This window comes from Streptomyces sp. NPDC005195, assembly GCF_040608315.1.
Classification (GTDB): Bacteria; Actinomycetota; Actinomycetes; order Streptomycetales; family Streptomycetaceae; genus Streptomyces; species Streptomyces kaempferi.
In genome coordinates, this window is the sequence record NZ_JBEXHZ010000029.1 from 17389 (window position 1) to 39624 (window position 22236).

Here is a 22236-nt window from a genome sequence, read left to right on the forward strand (position 1 = left end):
GAGGCTGCGCCGGGCCCGGGGCAGCTCCCGACGGCCTGCCACGCATCCGGCCCCCGCTTCTCGCGGCGGTGACGAAAACCGCTCGACCCCGCCGCGCCGACCTGCGAGCCTCCCCGCATGACCGACCCACAGCAGCTCCCCGGCGGCTACGAGATCTCCACGGACCCGGCCCGCATCGATGTCGCCCGCGTGCACCACTGGCTCTCCACGGACGCGTACTGGGCCCTGGGCCTCCCCCGCGAGAAGCAGGAGCGCGCGATCGCCGGCTCGCTCAACTTCGGGGTGTACGACGGCCCGTCGGGCGAGCAGGTGGCGTACGCCCGAGTGGTCACCGACGAGGCGACCTTCGCCTGGCTCTGCGACGTCTACGTCGCCCCGTCCGTCCGCGGCAAGGGACTGGGCTCCGCCCTGGTGGCAGCCGTCCGCGACCACCTCGAACCCTTCGGTCTGCGCCGGGTCCTGCTCGCCACGCACGACGCGCACGGCGTCTACGAGAAGCTCGGCTTCAAGCCGCTGGACCGCCCCGACCGGTGGATGGCACTCGCACCGCGGTAAGCCCGCGAACACCGAGCGTAGCCCCCCTTGACCTGCGGAGTCCCGCGCTCCACGATCTGCCCATGCATCTTCGGGTCACGTTCGTCGCTGCCGCGCGCAGTTCGTCGCTGCTCGCCGAGCGCTTCGAGGACGACCGGCCGCTGGACCAGGCCGGCTGGGAGGAAGTGCAGCGCGCCGCCCCCGATCTGGTGCCGCTGGCGGCGGCCGAGCTGCGCTACTGCTCACCGACCCCGCGCAGCCGCGCCACCGGTGACGCGCTCGGCTTCGCGCCGCTGGTCCAACCCGCGCTGCGCGACTGCGACATGGGCCGCTGGCGCGGGTTCACCCTGGGCGAGGCGATGGCCCGCGAGCCGTCGGCCGTGGACGCCTGGCTCGCCGACCCGCGCTCCGCCCCGCACGGCGGCGAGTCCCTGATGTCCTTCATCTCCCGTGTCGGCGGCTGGCTCGACACCCGCCCGGCGGACGACGGCGGCCGGATCATCGCGGTCGCGGAACCCTCCGTGGTGCGGGCCGCGCTCGTCTACGCGCTGCGGGCCCAGCCGACGACGTACTGGAACATCGACGTGCGCCCCTTGTCGACGATGACCCTCACCGGGCACAACGGCCGCTGGAACCTGCGCCTCGAGGCGTCGGCACAGCGTGGCTAGTACAGCTGGTACGGCTGGTACAGCTAGTACCGCGGCACCGGCAGGTCCGTCCGTCTCGTCGGCGGCCTTCTCAGCGCGTCCGCGTGTACTCGGTGGTGAGGAGCAGGTCCTTGGCGGGCCCGCCCACCCGCCACCGCGTGCGCCAGCGGTCCGCGCCGGACACCGTGAACTCGCCGCGGTAGAGGTCCGCCGCGCACGGGTGGTCGGCGACGTGCCGGCCGGTGGTCAGGTCCAGGTCGTGGAAGGGGCGGCCGTCGGAGAACCGGACGGCCGCGGTGCCCGCGCGCTGTCCGGGCAGGAACCACAGCGTGCGCTCCGCGGGCCTGGACGAGCCCTGCCAGGTGAAGAGGCCGGACTCGTGATGGAGCAGCCCGTCGCCGCCGTCGTCGAGCGGTGAGAACGCGGTCGTCCCGGTGAAACAGCCCTCCGCGCCGCTCGCGCGATCCCGTACCGAACGCTCCACCCGCCAGCTCCCGGTCAGGTACGCCAGGACGTCGGCCACCGGCCACAACTCACCCATGGGCTGCTCACGACTGCCGGCGGGGCTTGCCCCGCCGGCCGCTCTTGGCGCCACCGGAGCCTCCGGATCCGCCGCGGGGGTTCTTGCCGCCCGCCCGGCCCCCCGCCGTGCCGCTCGCCCTGCCACCCGCGGGCTTCTTCCGCCCGCCACCCGACTCGGGACGCCGGCTCTTGCCCGAAGCCGAAGCCGAATCCGACGTCGAACCCGATGCCGCGCCCGAAGGGGACGCCGACGTCTGCGAGCGTCCGCGTGAGCTGTTGACGGTCCTGCCCCGGACGATCCCGATGAAGTCCTCCACCAGATCGGTGGTCGCCTCCTCGGGCCAGGACAGCGCGACGCGTGACTCGGGGGCGTCCGTGAGCGGCCGGTAGGTGAGGTCCTTGCGGTGGTGCAGGCGCGCGAGCGACTGGGGCACGACGAGCAGCCCGACGCCCGCCGCCACGAGATCGATGGCGTCCTCCGTGGTGGCGGGTCGTTCGAACGCGGGCCGGCCCGGCGGACGCTCCCAGCCGAGGGTGTCGTCGAGCGGGTGCAGCACGATGTCGTCGGCCAGATCCTCGGCGCTCACCTCGTCGACCGCCGCCACGACGTGATCCCTGGGGACCACCACGACCGTCGTCTCGGTGTAGAGCGGGATCGCGCTGAGGTCCTCCCGGTCGACCGGCAACCGTACGAATCCGGCGTCGGCGCCACGGTCCCGCAGCACGTCGAACACCTCGGCGGCGGACACCGCGACGAGGGTCAGGGGGACGTCGGGCAGCCGCTCGTTCCAGATCCGCACCCACTTCGTGGGCGTCACTCCCGGGACATAGGCGAGCCGGAACGAAGGAGGTACTTCCGAGCCTGTCACCTCGCCAGGCTATCGGTCGTGGTCGGAGGTCGCGCACACGCTCGATACCCTTGACACCATGACGCCGCACCAGACCACCCAGACCATGAAGCCCGCCACCGCGGCGAAGAAGCTGGGTGTGTACCTCGAAGCCACCCCCGCCGAGTTCCAGGAGGGCGTCGTCTCGCGCGCCGAGCTGAACGCGCTGCAGACCGACCCGCCCGCGTGGCTGCAGGAACTGCGGCGCAACGGTCCGCACCCCCGGCCCGTGGTCGCCGCGCGGCTGGGGATCTCCATCGCCGGGCTCGCGCGCGGCGGGGTCACCGAGCCCCTCACCACGGAGCAGATCGACGCGCTGAAGCAGGACGACCCCGGTTGGCTGCGCCGGGAGCGCGCCACCCAGGCCGAGGTCCGCGAGGAAGAGGAGCGCATCAAGGAGCGGAACGCGCAGCGCGCGGCCCAGCCCCGCGACTCGCGCTCCTGACCTCCGCCACCTCCGAGCTTCGCTTCCCGCCTCCTTTTCCCTCCCCGGCGGGGAGGGACCATCCCACCCGTGCGTGCCGCGATCTACGCTGTGCGCATGGGTGGGACCACGTGGTGGGTGACCGCACCGAGCCCCGCGCGCGCATCCGACGATCGTCGACCCGGGCTCCGCGGACGCTGCCGACTCCGCGCACCTCGCGCCGCGCACCTCGGCGCACTCGCCGCCGACCCCTGACCCGCGTCCGGGCCTTCCCATGACCTCTTTGCATAAACGTGCATCGATACGTATAGTCATGCCATCTAGGAGGAGGGTTCCATGGCGGTACGCGCAGCAGTGGCGGGAGCGAGTGGGTACGCGGGCGGCGAGGCGCTGCGTCTGCTCCTGGCGCACCCCCAGGTCGAGATCGGCGCCCTGACCGGCAACTCCAACGCGGGCCAGCGCCTGGGCGCGCTGCAGCCGCATCTGCCGCCGCTCGCCGACCGCGTCCTGGAGCCGACGACCGCCGAGGCGCTGGCCGGGCACGACGTCGTGTTCCTCGCGCTGCCGCACGGGCAGTCCGCGGCCGTCGCCGCGCAGCTCGGACCGGACGTCCTCGTCGTCGACATGGGCGCCGACTTCCGGCTCGCGAGCCCGGCCGACTGGGAGCGGTTCTACGGCTCGCCGCACGCCGGCACCTGGCCCTACGGCCTTCCCGAACTGCCGGGTGGCCGCGCCGCGCTGGAGGGGTCCAAGCGCATCGCGGTACCCGGCTGCTACCCGACGGCCGTCTCCCTCGCGCTCTTCCCGGCCTACGCGGCCGGACTCGCCGAGCCCGAGGCCGTGATCGTCGCCGCCTCCGGGACCTCCGGCGCGGGCAAGGCGGCCAAGCCCCATCTGCTCGGCAGTGAGGTCATGGGCTCCATGTCCCCGTACGGCGTCGGCGGCGGGCACCGGCACACCCCCGAGATGATCCAGAACCTGAGCGGTGCCGCGGGCGAGCCCGTCACCGTCTCCTTCACCCCGACCCTGGCCCCGATGCCCCGCGGCATCCTCGCCACGTGCAGCGCCAGGGCCAGAGCCGGGGTCACCGCCGAGTCCGTACGGGCCGCGTACGAGAAGGCGTTCGCGGACGAGCCCTTCGTCCGGCTGCTGCCCGAGGGGCAGTGGCCCGCCACCGCGTCCGTCTACGGTTCCAACGCCGTTCAGGTCCAGGTCGCACACGACGAAGCCACGCACCGCATCATCGCGATCAGCGCCATCGACAACCTGACCAAGGGCACGGCCGGCGGGGCCGTCCAGAGCATGAACATCGCCCTCGGGCTCCCCGAGGAGCTGGGTCTCACCACGATCGGAGTGGCACCGTGAGCGTCACCGCCGCCAAGGGCTTCACCGCCTCCGGCATCGCCGCAGGCATCAAGGGGAACGGCAACCCGGACCTGGCCCTCGTGGTCAACAACGGGCCCCGTCTGGCCGCCGCGGGCGTCTTCACCTCCAACCGCGTGAAGGCCGCGCCGGTGCTCTGGTCCGAGCAGGTCCTCAAAGGCGGCCAGGTCTCCGCCGTCGTCCTCAACTCCGGCGGCGCCAACGCGTGTACCGGCCCCAAGGGCTTCCAGGACACCCACGCCACCGCGGAGAAGGCCGCCGCGGTACTCGACCTCAACGCCGGCGAGGTCGCGGTGGCCTCCACCGGACTCATCGGCGTCCTCCTGCCGATGGACAAGCTGCTGGCGGGTGTGGAGACGGCCGCGGCCCAGCTCGGCCCGCACGGCGGCGAGAAGGCCGCCATCGCCATCAAGACCACCGACACCGTGCACAAGACGTCGGTGCGCACCGGCGACGGCTGGACCGTGGGTGGCATGGCCAAGGGCGCGGGCATGCTCGCTCCGGGCCTCGCCACCATGCTCGTCGTCCTCACGACGGACGCGGACGTGGACACCGGGACCCTCGACAGCGCCCTGCGCGCCGCCACCCGCACCACCTTCGACCGGGTCGACTCCGACGGCTGCATGTCGACCAACGACACCGTGCTGCTGCTCGCCTCCGGCGCCTCGGAGGTCACCCCCGACCCGGCGGAGTTCGCCGAGGCGGTACGAGCGGTCTGCGACGACCTCGGACAGCAGCTCATCCGGGACGCCGAGGGCGCCAGCAAGGACATCAGGGTCGAGGTGGTGGGCGCCGCGACCGAGGAGGACGCCGTCGAGGTGGGCCGCTCCATCGCCCGCAACAACCTCCTCAAGTGCGCGATCCACGGTGAGGACCCCAACTGGGGACGCGTGCTGTCCGCCATCGGTACCACCGGGGCCGCCTTCGAGCCGGACCAGCTGAACGTCGCCATCAACGGCGTGTGGGTCTGCAAGAACGGCGGGGTCGGCGAGGACCGCGAACTCGTCGACATGCGCTACCGCGAGGTCCACATCGTCGCCGACCTCGCCGCGGGCGCCGCCACCGCCACCATCTGGACCAACGACCTCACCGCCGACTACGTCCACGAGAACAGCGCCTACTCCTCATGAGCCACATCACGCGGAAGCACACCGCACTCCCCAAGGCCCAGATCCTCATCGAGGCGCTGCCCTGGCTGACCCGGCACCGCGGCAAGACCGTCGTCATCAAGTTCGGCGGCAACGCCATGATCGACGAGGAGCTGAAGGCCGCCTTCGCACAGGACGTCGTCTTCCTGCACCACGCCGGGCTCAAGCCCGTCGTCGTGCACGGCGGCGGCCCGCAGATCAGCGCGCAGCTCGACCGGCACGGCATCGCCAGCGAGTTCAAGGCGGGCCTCAGGGTGACCACCGAGGACGCCATGGACGTCGTACGGATGGTGCTGGCCGGAAAGGTCCAGCGTGAGCTGGTCGGACTGCTCAACCAGCACGGACCGCTCGCCATCGGCATGACCGGCGAGGACGCGCACACCATCACCGCCACCAAGCATCTGCCCGAGATCGACGGCGAACCGGTCGACATCGGCCGGGTCGGCGAGATCACCGCCGTCGACACGGGCGCCATCGAGGCGCTGCTCGTCGACGGCCGGATCCCGGTCGTCTCCTCGATCGCCCGCTCCCAGGACGACGGACATGTCTACAACGTCAATGCTGATACGGCGGCTGCGGCACTCGCTGCGGCACTTGGCGCCGAAACCCTCATGGTCCTCACGGACGTCGAGGGCCTCTACGAGGACTGGCCCCACAGCGACGAGGTGATCAGCCGGCTGACCGCCTCCGAACTGGAGAAGCTGCTGCCCGAACTGGCCAGCGGCATGGTGCCGAAGATGCGGGGCTGTCTGCACGCCGTACGCAACGGCGTCACCACGGCCCGCGTCATCGACGGCCGGGTCCAGCACTCGATCCTGCTGGAGATCTTCACCGACGAGGGGATCGGCACGATGGTCGTGCCGGACGCGCAGGAGGGGGACGCCGTATGACCGCCAACCAGGAACTGACCGAGCGGTGGCGGGGCTCGCTCATGGACAACTACGGCACCCCGCGGCTCCCCCTCGTCCGCGGCGCGGGCACCCGGCTGTGGGACGCCGACGGCAACGAGTACCTCGACTTCGTCGGCGGTATCGCGGTCAACGCGCTCGGCCACGCCCACCCGGCGATCGTCGAGGCCGTCAGCACGCAGATCGCCTCGCTGGGCCATGTCTCCAACCTCTTCGTCGCCGAGCCGCCCGTCGCGCTCGCCGAACGGCTGCTCCAGCTCTTCGGCCGCGACGGCAGGGTGTACTTCTGCAACTCGGGCGCCGAGGCCAACGAGGGCGCCTTCAAGATCGGCCGGCTGACCGGCCGCGGGCACATGGTGGCGACCCGGGGCGGTTTCCACGGCCGGACCATGGGCGCCCTCGCGCTCACCGGCCAGTCCGGCAAGCGGGAGCCCTTCCTGCCCCTGCCCGGTGACGTCACACACGTTCCGTACGGCGACGCGCAGGCGCTGGCCGCGGCTGTCACCGACGACACGGCGCTCGTCGTCATCGAGCCGATCCAGGGCGAGAACGGTGTGGTCGTGCCACCGGCCGGCTACCTGAAGGCGGCCCGCGCGATCACCGCCGCCACCGGTTCGCTGCTGGTCCTCGACGAGGTGCAGACCGGAATCGGCCGTACCGGCCACTGGTTCGAGTACCAGGCACACGAGGGCGTCCTGCCGGACATCGTCACGCTCGCCAAGGGTCTCGGCGGCGGACTGCCCCTGGGCGCGACCGTCGCGTTCGGCCGGGCCGCCGGCTTCCTGGGGCCCGGTCAGCACGGGACGACCTTCGGCGGGAACCCGGTCGTCTGCGCCGCCGGACTCGCCGTTCTCGACACCATCGCGTCCGAGGGGCTCCTCGAGAACGTGAAGCGTACGAGCGCCAGGCTGCGGGACGGGATCGAGTCACTCGGACACCCGCTGGTCGACCACGTCCGGGGCGCCGGCCTGCTCCTGGGTATCGTGCTCACCGAGCCGCTCGCGCCCCAGGTGCAGCAAGCGGCTCAGGACGCCGGTCTCCTGGTGAACGCGCCCGCCCCCGATGTCGTACGGCTGATGCCCCCGCTGAACCTGAGCGACGACGAGGTGGACGTCCTGCTCGGAGCCCTTCCCGGCGTCCTCGACGCAGTCAACGGGGATGGATCCTGAGAAATGGGACGACGACGATGAGTCAGGCGCAGGACCACGAGCATGCCGGGCCTGCCGTGCCGCAGACCCGTACCGCACGCCACCGCAGGATCGTGGACATCCTCAACCGGCAACCGGTGCGCTCACAGAGCCAGTTGGCGAAGCTCCTCGCCGACGACGGGCTGAACGTCACGCAGGCGACACTCTCCCGGGACCTGGACGAGCTGAACGCGGTGAAGATCCGCAACAACGACGGCGACCTCATCTACGCGGTGCCGAGCGAGGGCGGCTTCCGTACCCCGCGCGTGCCCCTGGGGGAGTCGGCGAAGGAGGAGCGGATGCGCCGGCTCTCCTCGGAACTGCTGATCTCCGCGGAGGCGTCCGCGAACCTCGTGGTCCTGCGCACCCCGCCGGGGGCCGCGCAGTTCCTCGCCTCGGCGATCGACCAGGCGGAACTGCACGACATCCTCGGGACGATCGCCGGCGACGACACACTGTTGCTGATCAGCCGGGACGCGACGGGCGGGCAGGCGCTGGCAGACCATCTGCTGCGGCTGGCCCAGAACGACCACTGACGGAGTCGCGAGGGGAGGGGCACCCCTGACCGGGGGTGCCCCTCCCTTTCGGTATGCCGTATGCCGTATGTCCTATGTCCGCATGCTCGTGTTCGGCTGCGGACCGCACGGGCTGGTCGCGCGGTTCCCCGCGCCCCCTGATGGGGCCGCTCCGGTCATCCCAGGCGTTGGGCGAGCCCACCGGTGCAGCGCACCTCGTCGCCCGCCGTGATGAGGAGGGCCTCGATGTCCGGAAGGGACTCCAGCCAGCTCAGGGCCTCGCGGGAACCCATCGCGAAGGCGGCCGTCGCCCAGGCGTCCACCCAGGTCAGGCGGGGACCCACCACGGTCACGGCGACCAGGTCGGTGACCGCGGAGCGGCCGGTGCTCGGGTCGACGATGTGGGCGCCGCGCTCGGCGGTGCCGGAGGTGGCCACGGCCAGCTCGTCCACACCGGCGGCGGAGACCACGGCCGCGAGCCCACCGGGACGCAGCGGATCCGAGACGCCGACCCGCCAGGGACGGTGGGAACCGGGAACTCCGAACAGCTGGACGTCACCGCCCCCGTTCACACTCACCCCGCTCGCGCCGGCCGCCGCCATGCGGCGGGCCGCACGTTCGGTGGCCCAGCCCTTCACCAGGCCGGTCGGATCGAGCCGCCCCCCGTACCTCGTGCTGAACCAGCCCGCGCTCAGCCGCTCCGCCTCGGCGCACAGGCCGAGCACCTCGCCGACCTCCGGATCGCACTCCTCGACGCTCAGCTCATCGCGTGCCAGACGGGAGAGCTGGCTGTCCTCGCGATAGGTGCTGAACACCTCGTCCACCTTGTGGAGTTCGGCCACCGCCTCATCCAACGCGGCCCGGACGACGTCGGGTTCGCCGCCGCGCACGTCGAACGAGAAGACGGTACCCATGACTTCTTCTGCGTGCCGCAGCGCGTGCGGCTCCTGGGAGGGGTCAGCCACCGGCCTTGTCCAGGGCCGACTGCAGGGACTGCTTGTATCCCGTACTGGTGTAGGTCGCGCCGGACACGGCGTCGATGTCGGCACTTCCGGCCGCGACGGCCTCCTGGTTGAGCTTGGGAACGGCCATCGCGGTCTTCTGGTCGCTCAGACCGCCCTTGGGCGCCTGGACGGCCTCGGCCTTGGTGATCTTGCCACCGCTGACGGTGACACGGACCTGGACGGCGCCGTACTGGGTCTGGGCCACGTTTCCGGTGACGGTGCGGGCCTGCGCGGCGGGAGCCTGGGGTGCCGCGGAGGAACCGGACGAGCCCGCCGAGCCGGCCGGGCCCGCGGCACCGGCGGTCCCCGCCGACCCCGACGCCCCGCCGCCCTGGGCCTTCGCCTTGTCGAGCGCCGACTGCAGCGACTTCTTGTACCCGGCACTCGTGTACGTGGCACCGGACACGGCGTCGATGTCGGCGCTGCCCGCGGCGACGGCCTCCTGGTTGAGCTTGGGCACCGAGCTGTTGCTCACCTCGGTACTGCGGCCACCGCTCGGGATCTGGACGACCTCGGACCTGGTGACCTTGCCGCCGCTGACGGTGACACGGACCTGGACAGGGCCGTACTGGGTCTGGGCCACGTCGCCGGTGACGGTCCGGGCACCCGAGGACGACTGCTGCGCGGTGCCGCCCTGGGGCGACTCCTGCGCCGCCGCCGACTGCTGCGATGCCGCCGCGCCCTGCGCCGACGCGGACGCCGGATCGGAGGCGGGCTTCAGCGACAGCAGCAGGACGATCCCGGACACGGTGGCGGCGCCGGCCAGCACGGCACGTCGAATGGGGTGGCTCTTCTTCATCGCTCCTGACTCCCGTCGCTCACATCTCGAACGACTCGTGATGGATGCGGCGGGCGGGGACCCCCGCGCCGCGCAGTGCCTCGTAGACCTGCTGCGCGAAGCCGGGCGGCCCGCACATGAAGACGTCGTGGTGGTCGATGTCGGGCAGCTTCCGGCTCAGGGTCTCCGCCGAGATGTCCGGCCGCTCTCCCTCGGGACTGTTCACCGCGTACATCAGCCGGGCCCCGCGCTCCTCGGCGATCGAGGCCAGCTCGTCCCACAGGGCCAGGTCCTGGGTGGTGTTGGCCCGGTAGAGCAGGGTCAGATCGCCCGCCGAGCCGGGCAGTGTCTCGAACAGCGCCCGCATCGGCGTGATGCCGACACCGCCGGCCACCAGCAGGACCTTGCCGCGGCTGCGCTTGGCCGCCGTCAGCGCTCCGTAGGGGCCCTCGGCCCAGACCCGGGTGCCGGGCCGCAGGTCACGCAGCGCGGAGCTGTGGTCGCCGATCGCCTTCACCGTGATGCGCAGCATGGTGGGGCGCGGCGCCGCCGACAGCGAGTACGGGTGCGAGCTGAGCCGCATGCCCGGCGCGAGGAAGCGCCAGCGGAAGAACTGCCCGGCCTCCGCACCCATACGGTGCAGTTTGCGTCCGCTGATCAGCACCGAGACGATGCCGGGCGTCTCCTCGACGACCGCCTCGACCCGCATCCGGTGCTTCAGGTTCAGCCGGATCGGGGCGAGGATCCGGTACCAGAGGACCAGCGCCGTCACCGACCCGTACAGCCCGTACCAGACGGTCTTCGCGGTCGGCTCGACGGCGAACTCGTTGCCCGTGGACAGCTGGTGCCAGAAGGTCAGGAAGACGGCGGCGTAGGTGAGCAGGTGGATGTGGTACCAGGTGTCGTAGCCCATCCTGCGGCGCACCGGGCCGATGGAGAGCAGACCGATGAGGAACAGCAGACCGGTGCCGATCGCCGCCTTGCCCATGTCGGGCAACTGGTCGATCGAGTCGATGGTCTGCTGGACGATGTCGCCGAAGCTCTTGCCCGCCTGCAGCGCGTAGCCCCACATGATCAGGACGAGGTGGGCGAGGACCAGGCAGAGCGTGTACCGGCCGCTCATCGCGTGCCAGCGCGCGACCCGGTCCGAGCCCACCCGGCGCTCCAGGGCGGGCACCCTGGCCATCTGCAGCACCACCAATGCCATCAGGTACCCGGCCAGCAGCCCCGTGATGCGGCCCGCGTTGAGGATCTTGCTGTTGTCGTCCGCGATGGACGGGGTGTTGCTCCACCACAGCCAGATGACCCCGGCCGCGCCCGCCCAGACGGCGAGCAGCAGGGGGACTGCGGGGGAGCGTCGTGGGCGGATTCGGCGCAGGGTCTGGCGCCGCGCGGCGCGGCCACCGGCGATCGTGGACAACGGTTCCTCCGTGGACGTCCGTTGGGGACGGGGTGAGGGGAGGGGTCCCCTGGCCCAGAGATACGGGCGCCGACGGCTGTGCGTTCAGTGGCTGCGCAGTCCGGTCCCGATTCCGTGAGTGCCGGTGGCCCCCGGCGGGGCAGGTGGCCGCACGGACGGGGACGATTCGGGTATTCGGCACGCTGCGCATCGGCGAACGCACGTTGGCCCACATGTGTTGGCACATTGGTGTCGGTCAACGTGGGTGGGTCAACGCGAGTGGGCCAACACGGGTGGGCACACGCTTGTGGGCACACGCACGTGGGCACCTGGACCCGGTCACTGGGCGCTTGGTGCCGGGCGCCGGGCATCGAGAGCGCCGGGCGACGAGCCGCAGGTCCGCCTCGTCGCCCCCGGCACCTCAGTACCGGGTCAGGGCGGTGCCTCCTCCCGTCGTTCCGATCGCGATGTGCGGTGCTCGCGAGGGATCGACCCAGGCGAGGATCCGTCGCATGGCCTCCACCGGCACGGACACGCAGCCGGCGGTCGCCCCGCGCCCGTCGACGTGCAGGAATATGCCGGCGCCGCGACCCCGTACCGGCCTGTCGTAGTTGAAGCCGACGACGAGGGCGTACGCGTACTGCGGGTCGTACGTGATCAGGTGCTCGGACTCGGTGGCCCGGCAGTCGGCGGGGCGGGGCTCGGTCCAGCGGTTGTAGGAGCGGGAGTCGTTGTCCTCGCACCACCAGGACTCCTGGCGCACCCGGCGGTAGGGGGTGCGGGTGCCGTCCGGGGCCTTCCGGATGCCGAACGCGTACGGGAGGCCGTACAGCCCCGTGGGTGTCGTGTTCGTGCTCTGTCTGCGTGAGCCGCCCTCGACCAGCCCCCTGGCCCCGAAGCGCGCCACCGCCGACCCGGTTCTCACCCAGTGTCCGTCGCGCCGGTCCCACCAGGTGAGCGTGCCCGACGTCGCGTCGGCGCGCGGCGCCTGTGCGGTGATCAGCTGGCTGCCGCCGCCGGTGTCCGCGAGCTGCTCGGGCAGGGGCGGCGGCCCGCTCGGGGCGAGGGCGAGAAGGGACGCGGACGCGAGGGCGACGGCTCCGAGGCGCATGGCTCAGACGGTAGTGGGCGGCAGCGGGAGCGGCAGCCCGGGTAGGCCGTCCAGGCTCGTCGCGATGTGCTCCTTCTTGCTGAAGTAGGTGTTCAGGGAGGTGTCGTCCTCGCGGCCGAAGCGCTTGGCGTGCAGGTCGCGGTCCTCGTCGTACGACATGAAGGGCACCGCGTAGCCGCAGGTGTCCCGGACGAGCTCGGCCGTCACGACGATGACCGCGCGCAGGCCGTGCGGGGTGGGGTCGACGCCGGGGAAGTGCGTGAGCAGTTCCTTGAAGCGCGGGTCGTCACGGAAGACGGGTTCGCCGTGGCCGTGCACCCGCACGATGTTCGGCGGCCCCTGGAAGGCGCACCACATGAGGGTGACCCGGCCGTTCTCCCGCAGGTGCGCGATGGTCTCCGCGTTGCTGCCGGCGAAGTCGAGGTAGGCCACGGTTCGTTCGTCGAGCACGGCGAACGAACCGGTGACGCCCTTGGGGGAGAGGTTGATCGTGCCGTCCGGGGACAGCGGCGCGGTCGCGGTGAAGAAGAGTGGCTGGGCCTCGATGAACGTGCGCAGCCGGCCGTCGATGCGTTCATAAGTCTTTCCCATGTCTAACGATTATCGGGCAAGGTGCTTCGCTTGTCTAAGGATTTCCCCGGCGTGTTCACCCCGGGACGTCCCGAGGCCCCCGAGGGTGAGTCTCGATTGACGAATCATGCAGGGTTCTGCATACTCATGCATACCAGCGGATGCACTGCGAAGGAGAATCCCGTGACCGAGCGCGTCGTACTCGCCTACTCCGGCGGTCTGGACACCTCCGTCGCCATCGGCTGGATCGCCGAGGAGACCGGCGCCGAGGTCATCGCCGTCGCCGTGGACGTCGGCCAGGGCGGCGAGGACCTGGACGTCATCCGTAAGCGCGCGCTCGCCTGCGGTGCCGTCGAGGCCGAGGTCGCGGACGCGAAGGACGAGTTCGCCGACGAGTACTGCCTCCCGGCGATCAAGGCCAACGCCCTCTACATGGACCGCTATCCGCTGGTCTCCGCGCTCTCCCGGCCGGTGATCGTCAAGCACCTCGTCGCCGCCGCGCGCAAGCACGGCGCCACCACGGTCGCGCACGGCTGCACCGGCAAGGGCAACGACCAGGTGCGGTTCGAGGCCGGCATCGTCGCCCTGGCCCCCGACCTCAAGTGCATCGCCCCGGTCCGTGACTACGCGATGACCCGCGACAAGGCGATCGCCTTCTGCGAGGCGAACCGGCTCCCGATCGCCACCAGCAAGAAGTCCCCGTACTCCATCGACCAGAACGTGTTCGGCCGGGCCGTCGAGACGGGCTTCCTCGAGGACATCTGGAACGCGCCGATCGAGGACATCTACGAGTACACCGCGAACCCGGCCGAACCCCGCGAGGCCGACGAGGTCGTCATCTCCTTCAAGGCGGGCGCGCCGGTCGCCGTCGACGGCCGTCCCGTCAGCGTCCTCCAGGCCATTCAGCAGCTCAACGAGCGCGCCGGCGCCCAGGGCGTCGGCCGGATCGACATGGTCGAGGACCGGCTCGTGGGCATCAAGTCCCGCGAGGTGTACGAGGCTCCGGGCGCGATCGCGCTGATCACCGCGCACCAGGAGCTGGAGAACGTCACGGTCGAGCGTGAACTGGCCCGCTACAAGCGGCAGGTCGAACAGCGCTGGGGCGAACTCGTCTACGACGGCCAGTGGTTCTCCCCGCTCAGGCGCGCGCTGGACGGCTTCATCGACGAGGCCGGCCGGCAGGTCGAGGGGGACATCCGGATGACCCTGCACGGCGGGCGCGCGGTCGTCACCGGCCGGCGCTCCGACGCGTCGCTCTACGACTTCGACCTGGCGACCTACGACACGGGCGACACCTTCGACCAGGCGGCCGCCAAGGGCTTCATCGACATCTACGGGCTGTCGTCGAAGATCGCCGCCAAGCGCGACCTGGGGTGACACCGAAGCCCACCCCGTACGCACTAGCCTGACGGCCGCCTCCTCACTTTCCTGGGTGCGGAGGCGGTCGCACACCGCCATCTTTGAGGAGCAACGCAAGTGAGCAGCAACAGCGGTGACGTACGGCTCTGGGGCGGCCGTTTCGCCGACGGTCCCGCCGAGGCCCTGGCCAGGCTGTCCGCGTCCGTCCACTTCGACTGGCGGCTGGCGCCCTACGACATCGCCGGATCGCGTGCCCACGCGCGCGTGCTGCACAAGGCGGACCTCCTCTCGGACGACGAGCTGACCCGGATGCTCGAAGGCCTGGACCGGCTCGAAGCCGATGTGGCGGACGGCTCCTTCGTCGGCACCGTCGCCGACGAGGACGTCCACACCGCCCTGGAACGCGGCCTGTTGGAGCGTCTCGGCCCGGACCTCGGCGGCAAGCTGCGCGCCGGCCGCTCCCGCAACGACCAGGTCGCCACCCTCTTCCGGATGTACCTGCGCGACCACGCCCGGATCATCGGCGGCCTGGCCGCCGACCTCCAGGACGCGCTGATCGGCCTCGCCGAGGCCCACCCGGACGTCGCGATGCCCGGCCGCACCCACCTCCAGCACGCGCAGCCCGTGCTCTTCGCGCACCACGTCCTCGCGCATGTCCAGGCGCTGTCCCGGGACGCCGAGCGCCTGCGCCAGTGGGACGAGCGCACGGCCGTCTCGCCCTACGGCTCGGGCGCGCTGGCCGGTTCCTCCCTCGGCCTCGACCCGGAGTCGGTCGCCAAGGACCTCGGCTTCGAGCACGGCTCGGCAGCGAACTCGATCGACGGCACGGCGTCCCGCGACTTCGCCGCCGAGTTCGCCTTCATCACCGCGATGATCGGTGTGAACCTCTCCCGGATCGCCGAGGAGGTCATCATCTGGAACACGAAGGAGTTCTCCTTCGTCACGCTCCACGACGCGTTCTCCACGGGCTCGTCGATCATGCCGCAGAAGAAGAACCCGGACATCGCGGAGCTGGCGCGCGGCAAGTCCGGGCGCCTCATCGGTAATCTGACGGGCCTGATGGCCACGCTCAAGGCGCTGCCCCTCGCGTACAACCGCGATCTCCAGGAGGACAAGGAGCCGGTCTTCGACTCCTGCGACCAACTGGAGGTCCTGCTCCCCGCCTTCACCGGCATGATGGCCACCCTCACCGTCCACCGCGAGCGGATGGAGGAACTGGCCCCGGCCGGCTTCTCGCTCGCCACCGACATCGCCGAGTGGCTGGTCAGGCAGGGCGTGCCGTTCCGTGTCGCGCACGAGGTCGCCGGCGAGTGCGTGAAGGTCGCCGAGGCCGAGGGCATCGAGCTCGACGGCCTGAGCGACGAGCAGTTCGCGAAGATCTCCCCGCAGCTGACCCCCGAGGTGCGGTCCGTCCTGAACGTGCCGGGCGCGCTCGCCTCCCGCGACGGCCGTGGCGGTACGGCGCCGAGCGCGGTCGCCGTGCAGCTCGCGGAGATCAGGTCCGACGTGAGCGCACAGCACACCTGGGCCACGGCGAAGCGGAAGAAGTGACGCGGTCCGGGAACGGTCGGCCCCGGACCTGAGCGAACCTCCGGCCGACATCAGCCTCCGGCCGAGAACAGTTAGTGCCGGGCAAATGTGAGCGACGCTGGGCAAGTTCGAGCGCTGTCGGGCAGGAAGTGGCAGCGCCGGGCGGAAGAAGCGGTGGGTCCGGTGGGGCGGGGGCATCGCGGGTTACGTTGGTCGGGAGCCGTACGGAGCCGATCGAAACGGAGCCCGCGATGCCCTTCGCCCGCCTCGCCTCAGCCACGACTCCCACCGCGCACATCGGGCTCGGCCTGGCCGCGGTGGGCCGCCCCGGCTACATCACCCTCGGCCGCGAGGACGACCTCCCGGCCGTACGCAGTGTCGACGCCCTGCGTGAGCGCGCCCACGAACTCCTCGACGCCGCCTACGCGCAGGGCGTGCGCTACTACGACGTGGCCCGCTCGTACGGCCGCGCCGAGGAGTTCCTCGCCGACTGGCTCCGCTCCCGTCCCGGCGTCGACGACGTCGTGGTCGGCAGCAAGTGGGGCTACACCTACACGGCGGACTGGCGCACCGACGCCGAGGCGCACGAGGTCAAGGACCACGATCTCGCCACCTACGAGCGGCAGCGCGCCGAGACCGCGGAGCTGCTCGGTGACCGGCTCGACCTCTACCAGATCCACTCGGTGACCCCGGACAGCCCGGCCCTCACCGACAGGAAACTCCACGCCGAGCTGGCCGAAGCCGCGGCCGGGGGCCTCTCCATCGGCTTCTCCACGAGCGGGCCGGCGCAGGCCGACGCGATCCGCGCCGCGCTCGCCGTGACCGTCGACGGCGCACCCCTCTTCCGTACCGTCCAGTCCACGTATAACGTTCTCGAGACCTCGGCAGCGCCCGCGCTCGCCGAGGCGCACGACGCCGGACTCACGGTGATCGTCAAGGAGGCCATGGCCAACGGCCGCCTCGCCACCGGGCGCGTGCCGGACGCCGTCGCCGCCGTGGCCGCGCAGACCGAGCTGGGCGCGGACGCCGTCGCCCTCGCCTTCGTCCTGTGCCGGCCCTGGGCCGGAGTCGTTCTCTCCGGCGCGGCCACCGCGGGCCAGCTCGCCTCGAACCTGCACGCCGCCGTCGTCGATCTCGGCCAGGACCGGCTGGCCCGCCTCGACGCCCTCGCCGAGGAGCCGGGGGCGTACTGGGAGCGCCGCGCGCGGCTGCCCTGGCACTGAGGACTGAGGAACCCCGACCCCGGCCGAGCGGGGGATGTGTGAGACGTCAACGCTTCCGATGAGACATGAGTGTCTCATATGGGTTACCCTTGTCTCATGGCTGTCGACCGTGACCACGTGCTGCGCAGTGCAGCGGCCCTCCTCACCCGCAGATCCACCGCCACGATGGACGAGGTCGCCCGAGCGGCCGGGATCAGCAGGGCCACGCTGCACCGCCAGTTCGCCGGGCGCGACGCGCTCGTACGGGCGCTGGAGGCGCTCGGCATCGAGGAGTGCGAGGCGGCCCTGGACGCCGCCCGCCTCGACGACGGCACCGCGCAGGAGGCGCTGCGCCGTCTGGTGCGCGAGCTGGAGAAGGCCGCCGGACTCCTCGCCTTCCTCTACACCGAGAACCAGTTGTTCGAGGGCGAGGAGCAGAACGAGGGCTGGGCCCGGCTCGACGCCCGTATCGCCGCGCTGTTCCGGCGCGGCCAGGACAGCGGCGAATTCCGCATCGACCTCACCCCGGCCTGGCTCACCGAGGCGCTCTACGGGCTGATCGCCTCGGGCGCCTGGGCGGTGCTGGAGGGGCGGGTCGCCACCAAGGACTTCACCTTCATGATCGTCGAGCTGCTGCTCGGCGGCGCGCTACGGAGAGAGTGATCATGACCAGCACCCTGCGGCACGGGGGTGTCCACGGCTCGGACGAGGCTGGGAAGGCGGGCGAGTACACGGCGAAGGCGGAGAAGCGACCGGGCCGCTGGCTCGCGCTCTCGGTCCTCGTACTCGCCGTGCTGCTGGTGGCCGTCGACGCGACCGTGCTCGGTCTCGCGACCCCTTACATCAGCGAGGACCTGGAGCCCTCCGGCACCCAGCTCCTGTGGATCGGCGACGTCTACTCCTTCGTCATCGCCGGCCTGCTCGTCTCCATGGGCAGCCTCGGTGACCGCATCGGCCGCAAGCGGCTGCTGCTGATCGGCGCCACCGTGTTCGGCGCGATATCCGTGCTCAACGCCTATGCCACGACACCGGAGTTGATGATCCTGGCGCGGGCGCTGCTCGGTGTCGCGGGCGCGACCCTGATGCCCGCCACGCTGGCCCTGATCCGCAACCTCTTCCACGACCCGCGCGAACGCAGCCTCGCCATCGGGATCTGGGGCGCCACGGCGTCCGCCGGTACCGCGGTCGGACCCGTGGTCGGCGGCTTCCTGCTCGAACACTTCTGGTGGGGCTCGGTCTTCCTGATCAACGTGCCCGTGATGCTCGTCCTCGTGCCCGTCGGCATCAAGCTGCTGCCCGAGTCGCGCAACCCGAACCCCGGTCCCTGGGACCTGGCCAGCGTCGCGCTCTCGCTCGTCGGCATGATCGGCATCGTGTACGCGGTGAAGGAACTGGCCATGCACGGGTTCGCCTGGCAGCCGGTGGCCGTGGGTGTGCTCGGTGCCGGGGCCCTGTACGGGTTCGTACAGCGCCAGCTCCGCATGCCGATACCTCTGCTGGACATGCGACTGTTCCGCAACCGGGGTTTCTCGGCGGCCGTGGCCGCCGATCTGCTGACCGTCTTCGGGATGTCCGGACTCGTCTTCTTCCTCTCGCAGTATCTGCAACTGGTGCAGGGCCGGGGGCCGTTCGAGGCGGGCCTGGCCGAACTGCCCGCCGCCATCGGTGCGGTGGGGGCGGGTCTGGTCGCGGGCTCGGCCGCCCGGCGGTACTCGGTGCGTGCCGTGGTCTCCGGCGGGCTCGCCGCGGTCGGCCTCGCGCTCGCCGCGCTCACCCTGCTGAGCCAGTCCACCGGCTACTCGCTGCTCGGCACCGCGCTGCTGGCCGTCGGCGTCGGCGCGGGTTTCTCGTTCACCGTCACCGCCGACGTGATCCTCTCCAGCGTGCCCAAGGAGCAGGCCGGCGCGGCCTCCGCGGTCTCCGAGACGGCGTACGAACTCGGTGCCGCCCTCGGTATCGCCCTGCTGGGCTCCATCGTCACAGGCGTGTACGCGGGCTTCACCGGGCCGGCCGGCACCCCGGCCCGAGCTCACGAGTCCCTCGGCGGCGCGGTGGAGGCGGCGGCCGCGCTCCCCGCGCACACCTCGGAGGCACTGCTGGACGCGGCCCGTACGTCCTTCGTGGACGGCCTGGCCTTCGCCTCGGGCATCGGAGCGGCGGTACTGCTCGCCACCGCGGCAGCGGCCTGGTTCCTGCTGAAGGGTCAGAAACTGGAGAGCGGGATCTAGCGATCTAGCACGACGACAGGCGACGTTCCTCCGTACGGGCGTCGCCTGTCGCGGCACCGACGACGCTTCGCCGGTGCGGCTGCCCCGTCCCTACGCCGCCTTCGCCTTCGTGGCGTACATGTCGACGTACTCCTGGCCCGAAAGCCGCATGACCTCGGTCATCACCGAGTCGGTCACGGCGCGCAGGACATAGCGGTCACGGTCCATACCCTCGTACCGCGAGAACTCCATGGCCTCGCCGAACCGGACGGTGACCCGGCCGGGACGCGGCATCCCGGCACCGCCGGGCTGCAGCTTGTCGGTGCCGATCATCGCGAACGGGACGACCGGCGCGCCGGTCATCAGAGTGAGCCGGGCGATGCCGGTGCGACCGCGGTAGAGGCGTCCGTCGGGGGAGCGGGTGCCCTCCGGGTAGATGCCGAAGACCTTGCCCTCCTCCAGGATGCGACGGCCGGTCATCAGCGCCGCGACGCCGCCGTTGGCGCCGTCCCGGTCGACCGGGATCATGCCGACGCCGGTGAAGAACCAGGCCATGAGGCGGCCCTTGAACCCCTTGCCGGTGACGTACTCGTCCTTGCCGATGAAGAGCACCTGCCGGTCGCAGACCAGGGGCAGGATCATCGAGTCGATGAACGTGAGGTGGTTGCCGGCCAGGATGACCGGACCGTCGCCCGGGATGTGCTCCACGCCCTCCACCCGTGGGCGGAACATCAGGCGCATGATCGGTCCGAGCACTGCCTTGATGAGCACGAAGCGGGACAACGGGCCCTCCGGTGTCAAGGGATTCGGTATGAGTCTGTGCAGGTGAGGACGATACTCGCGGGTCCCGGGTGATTGCACATCGGGTTCACGGCCCGGACACGCACTGTTGACCAATGTTTACCTGCCGTGGCCTGCGGTCGAGCATGTGTCACCCGTTCGACACGATGTGACGGAAGTCGCCCCCGGACGGCGCAAGCCCCCCGGTCGGCCGCCCCCCGCCCGACGATCCGTCACCACCCGCCTCCCGTACGCCATCGGGCGGAGCCCAGGTGTTCCGCCCCGGGTCTCCCTCCCGTCACGCAAGGGCCCCTACGATCGACGCGCTTTGACAGGTGCAGGGCGGGTACGCAGGAGGAGCGCACATGGGGACGCAGGAGTCACAGGAGTCGCAGGAGTCGAACGGGCAGGGCCGGGGCACTGCGCGGCGGGCACTTCTCGGGGCCGCCGTGCTCGGCGCGGGCGGAGCGGTCCTCGGACTGTCCGGCGCCGCGCGGGCCGACGAGCGCCACGGGGGCGGCGGTCACGGCCGCGGGTACCGGAGTCTGCCGAAGCCGACCGTGATCGGACACCGCGGCGCCAGCGGCTACCGGCCCGAACACACCTTCGGCTCCTATCAGCTGGCGCTCGACCTGGGGGCCGACGTCGTCGAGGCGGGCGACCTGGTCCCCACCAAGGACGGACACCTCGTCTGCCGGCACGAGCCCGAAATCGGCGGAACGACCGATGTGTCGGCGCACCCGGAGTTCGCCGGCCGCAAGACCACCAAGACCCTGGACGGCGTCCCCACCACCGGCTGGTTCACGGAGGACTTCACGCTCGCCGAGCTGAAGACCCTGCGGGCCGTCGAGCGCATCCCCGCCAACCGCCCGAACAACACCCTCTACAACGGCCGCTGGGAGATCCCCACCTTCGAAGAGGTCCTCCAGTGGCAGGACGAGCAGACCCGCAAGCGCGGTAAGCAGGTCTGGATCTACCCCGAGACCAAGCACCCCACCTACTTCCGGGCGCTCGGTCTGAGCCTCGAGGAGCGCCTCGCCAAGGTGCTGCGCAAGCACGGCAAGGACGGGAAGAACTCGCCCGTCATCATCCAGTCCTTCGAGCCGAGCAGCATCCAGCGCCTCGACAAGCTCGTCGACAACCCGCTCGTCGTCCTGCTCTCCGCGGCGAACACCCGTCCCTGGGACTTTGTCGCGACCGGGGACCCGCGCACGGTCGCGGACCTCGTCAAGCCCGCGGGCCTGAAGTGGCTGGCCTCGTACGCCCAGGGCATCGGCCCCACGCTCGACCTGGTCATCCCCAAGGACGCGAGCGGCGCCCTCACCACGCCGACCACCCTGGTCGCCGACGCGCACCGCGCGGGCCTGATCCTGCACCCCTACACCATGCGCAACGAGAACGTCTTCCTGCCCGCCGACTTCCGCCGGGGCACCGACCCGAACGCCTACGGCGACGCGTTCGGCGCCTTCCGGACCTACTTCGCCACCGGCATCGACGGCGTCTTCTCCGACAACGCGGACACCGCGCTCCTCGCCCGCGAGGACTTCGTCAACGGATGATCCGGGCACCCCGATGGGGTGACACCCGGCCGTCCCGGCAACCTTCCGCCGGGGCGGCCGCGTCCCGCCGCACATGACCCACGAGATGGTTTCCGCGCTGCGTCCGCTGCTCGTCGCCGAGGCCTCGGCGGAGGCGCACGCGACCGGGACCGAACAGAGCGACCTCGAACAGGCCGTCTGGCTCCGCCTCCTGGAGCGCCTGGACTCGGCCGGCCCGCCCGCCGACCCCCAGGGATGGCTGCGCCGCGCGGTGCGCTCCGAGGCCCGCCGCGCCCGCCGTACGGCCCGCCGGGAACAGCCGTACGGCTCCGAACCCGCCGATCCGGGCGGGCCCGGCCCCGAGCAGCGCGCGCTGACCGCCGACTCCCGCCGCGCACTGCACGCCGCCGTGCGCCGGCTGCCCGGCCGCTGCCCGCGCCTCATGGCGGCACTGCTCTCCCCAAGAGACCTCACCTACCGTGAGATCGCGGGTGAGTTGGGTATCTCACAGGGCAGTCTTGGTCCAGAACGTTCCAGATGTCTGGGATGTCTGCGGCGATTGCTGGCACCGGTGGTTGCGGCCCGCGGACCACGGGGATAGGA

Annotated in this window: 23 protein-coding genes; 15 read left to right on the plus strand and 8 right to left on the minus strand. The window is 71.4% G+C overall.

What is annotated here, in order from left to right:
* Positions 1-117 precede the first annotated feature (117 nt).
* Both ABZV34_RS25445 and ABZV34_RS25450 read left to right on the plus strand, forming a co-directional pair.
* Positions 118-555 carry a GNAT family N-acetyltransferase gene (locus ABZV34_RS25445; protein WP_356280926.1) on the plus strand — a complete coding sequence of 146 codons (438 nt, stop codon included), beginning with the start codon at positions 118-120 and terminating at the stop codon, positions 553-555.
* 62 nt (positions 556-617) lie between these two features.
* Entirely contained in the window at positions 618-1202 is a 585-nt protein-coding gene (locus tag ABZV34_RS25450; protein ID WP_356280929.1) for a histidine phosphatase family protein, read from the plus strand.
* 70 nt (positions 1203-1272) lie between these two features.
* On the opposite strand, the gene ABZV34_RS25455 is transcribed toward ABZV34_RS25450, so the two are convergent.
* Together ABZV34_RS25455 and ABZV34_RS25460 are read right to left on the minus strand one after the other, a co-directional pair.
* Positions 1273-1722, minus strand: coding sequence for a DUF6314 family protein (locus tag ABZV34_RS25455; protein ID WP_356280932.1), 450 nt, complete (start codon positions 1720-1722; stop codon positions 1273-1275).
* Between the two features lie 7 nt (positions 1723-1729).
* On the minus strand, positions 1730-2572 hold the full coding sequence (locus tag ABZV34_RS25460) for a LysR substrate-binding domain-containing protein (RefSeq protein WP_356280935.1): 843 nt from the start codon (positions 2570-2572) through the stop codon (positions 1730-1732).
* A 58-nt stretch (positions 2573-2630) separates the two neighbouring features.
* On the opposite strand from ABZV34_RS25460, the gene ABZV34_RS25465 reads away from it, so the two are divergent.
* From ABZV34_RS25465 to ABZV34_RS25490, 6 genes are all read left to right on the plus strand, one after another.
* A complete protein-coding gene (locus tag ABZV34_RS25465; protein WP_356280938.1) occupies positions 2631-3035 on the plus strand; it encodes a DUF5997 family protein in 405 nt (134 codons plus the stop codon).
* Between the two features lie 315 nt (positions 3036-3350).
* Entirely contained in the window at positions 3351-4379 is a 1029-nt protein-coding gene (gene argC / locus ABZV34_RS25470; RefSeq protein WP_356280941.1) for an N-acetyl-gamma-glutamyl-phosphate reductase, read from the plus strand.
* Complete coding sequence (gene argJ / locus ABZV34_RS25475; RefSeq protein ID WP_356280944.1) at positions 4376-5527, plus strand: bifunctional glutamate N-acetyltransferase/amino-acid acetyltransferase ArgJ; 1152 nt, start codon at positions 4376-4378, stop codon at positions 5525-5527. The genes argC and argJ overlap by 4 nt, the downstream gene beginning before the upstream one ends.
* Entirely contained in the window at positions 5524-6435 is a 912-nt protein-coding gene (argB, locus tag ABZV34_RS25480) for an acetylglutamate kinase (RefSeq protein WP_356280947.1), read from the plus strand. Before argJ ends, argB begins: the two co-directional genes overlap by 4 nt.
* Positions 6432-7622 carry an acetylornithine transaminase gene (locus ABZV34_RS25485; RefSeq protein ID WP_356280950.1) on the plus strand — a complete coding sequence of 397 codons (1191 nt, stop codon included), beginning with the start codon at positions 6432-6434 and terminating at the stop codon, positions 7620-7622. The genes argB and ABZV34_RS25485 overlap by 4 nt, the downstream gene beginning before the upstream one ends.
* A gap of 17 nt (positions 7623-7639) precedes the next feature.
* Entirely contained in the window at positions 7640-8176 is a 537-nt protein-coding gene (locus ABZV34_RS25490; protein ID WP_356280953.1) for an arginine repressor, read from the plus strand.
* A 155-nt stretch (positions 8177-8331) separates the two neighbouring features.
* Here ABZV34_RS25490 and ABZV34_RS25495 read toward each other — a convergent pair whose 3' ends face one another.
* From ABZV34_RS25495 to ABZV34_RS25515, 5 genes are all read right to left on the minus strand, one after another.
* Positions 8332-9069: an FAD:protein FMN transferase gene (locus ABZV34_RS25495; RefSeq protein WP_356281095.1), complete on the minus strand. Its 738-nt coding sequence runs from the start codon at positions 9067-9069 to the stop codon at positions 8332-8334.
* A gap of 43 nt (positions 9070-9112) precedes the next feature.
* On the minus strand, positions 9113-9958 hold the full coding sequence (locus tag ABZV34_RS25500; RefSeq protein WP_356280956.1) for an FMN-binding protein: 846 nt from the start codon (positions 9956-9958) through the stop codon (positions 9113-9115).
* A gap of 19 nt (positions 9959-9977) precedes the next feature.
* Positions 9978-11357 carry a ferredoxin reductase family protein gene (locus ABZV34_RS25505; RefSeq protein WP_356280957.1) on the minus strand — a complete coding sequence of 460 codons (1380 nt, stop codon included), beginning with the start codon at positions 11355-11357 and terminating at the stop codon, positions 9978-9980.
* A 400-nt stretch (positions 11358-11757) separates the two neighbouring features.
* Positions 11758-12447 carry a L,D-transpeptidase family protein gene (locus tag ABZV34_RS25510; RefSeq protein ID WP_356280960.1) on the minus strand — a complete coding sequence of 230 codons (690 nt, stop codon included), beginning with the start codon at positions 12445-12447 and terminating at the stop codon, positions 11758-11760.
* 3 nt (positions 12448-12450) lie between these two features.
* A complete protein-coding gene (locus ABZV34_RS25515) occupies positions 12451-13038 on the minus strand; it encodes a pyridoxamine 5'-phosphate oxidase family protein (RefSeq protein ID WP_356280963.1) in 588 nt (195 codons plus the stop codon).
* A 162-nt stretch (positions 13039-13200) separates the two neighbouring features.
* Between ABZV34_RS25515 and ABZV34_RS25520 the strand changes: the two genes are divergently transcribed.
* The 5 genes from ABZV34_RS25520 to ABZV34_RS25540 all read left to right on the plus strand — a co-directional run bounded on the left by ABZV34_RS25520 (position 13201) and on the right by ABZV34_RS25540 (position 19336).
* Positions 13201-14394 (plus strand): argininosuccinate synthase, encoded by a 1194-nt coding sequence (locus tag ABZV34_RS25520; protein WP_356280966.1) that lies wholly within the window; start codon positions 13201-13203, stop codon positions 14392-14394.
* A gap of 99 nt (positions 14395-14493) precedes the next feature.
* Entirely contained in the window at positions 14494-15927 is a 1434-nt protein-coding gene (gene argH, locus ABZV34_RS25525; RefSeq protein WP_356280969.1) for an argininosuccinate lyase, read from the plus strand.
* 230 nt (positions 15928-16157) lie between these two features.
* Positions 16158-17129 (plus strand): aldo/keto reductase, encoded by a 972-nt coding sequence (locus tag ABZV34_RS25530; RefSeq protein ID WP_356280972.1) that lies wholly within the window; start codon positions 16158-16160, stop codon positions 17127-17129.
* A gap of 96 nt (positions 17130-17225) precedes the next feature.
* Positions 17226-17771, plus strand: coding sequence for a helix-turn-helix domain-containing protein (locus ABZV34_RS25535; RefSeq protein ID WP_356280975.1), 546 nt, complete (start codon positions 17226-17228; stop codon positions 17769-17771).
* Between the two features lie 2 nt (positions 17772-17773).
* Positions 17774-19336 carry an MFS transporter gene (locus tag ABZV34_RS25540; RefSeq protein ID WP_356280978.1) on the plus strand — a complete coding sequence of 521 codons (1563 nt, stop codon included), beginning with the start codon at positions 17774-17776 and terminating at the stop codon, positions 19334-19336.
* A 90-nt stretch (positions 19337-19426) separates the two neighbouring features.
* Here ABZV34_RS25540 and ABZV34_RS25545 read toward each other — a convergent pair whose 3' ends face one another.
* Positions 19427-20116 carry a lysophospholipid acyltransferase family protein gene (locus ABZV34_RS25545; RefSeq protein WP_266697787.1) on the minus strand — a complete coding sequence of 230 codons (690 nt, stop codon included), beginning with the start codon at positions 20114-20116 and terminating at the stop codon, positions 19427-19429.
* Between the two features lie 344 nt (positions 20117-20460).
* Here ABZV34_RS25545 and ABZV34_RS25550 point away from each other — a divergent pair, with 344 nt between their 5' ends.
* Positions 20461-21654 (plus strand): glycerophosphodiester phosphodiesterase, encoded by a 1194-nt coding sequence (locus ABZV34_RS25550; RefSeq protein WP_356280981.1) that lies wholly within the window; start codon positions 20461-20463, stop codon positions 21652-21654.
* A 73-nt stretch (positions 21655-21727) separates the two neighbouring features.
* Positions 21728-22234 (plus strand): sigma-70 family RNA polymerase sigma factor, encoded by a 507-nt coding sequence (locus tag ABZV34_RS25555; RefSeq protein WP_356280984.1) that lies wholly within the window; start codon positions 21728-21730, stop codon positions 22232-22234.
* Positions 22235-22236: the final 2 nt, after the last annotated feature.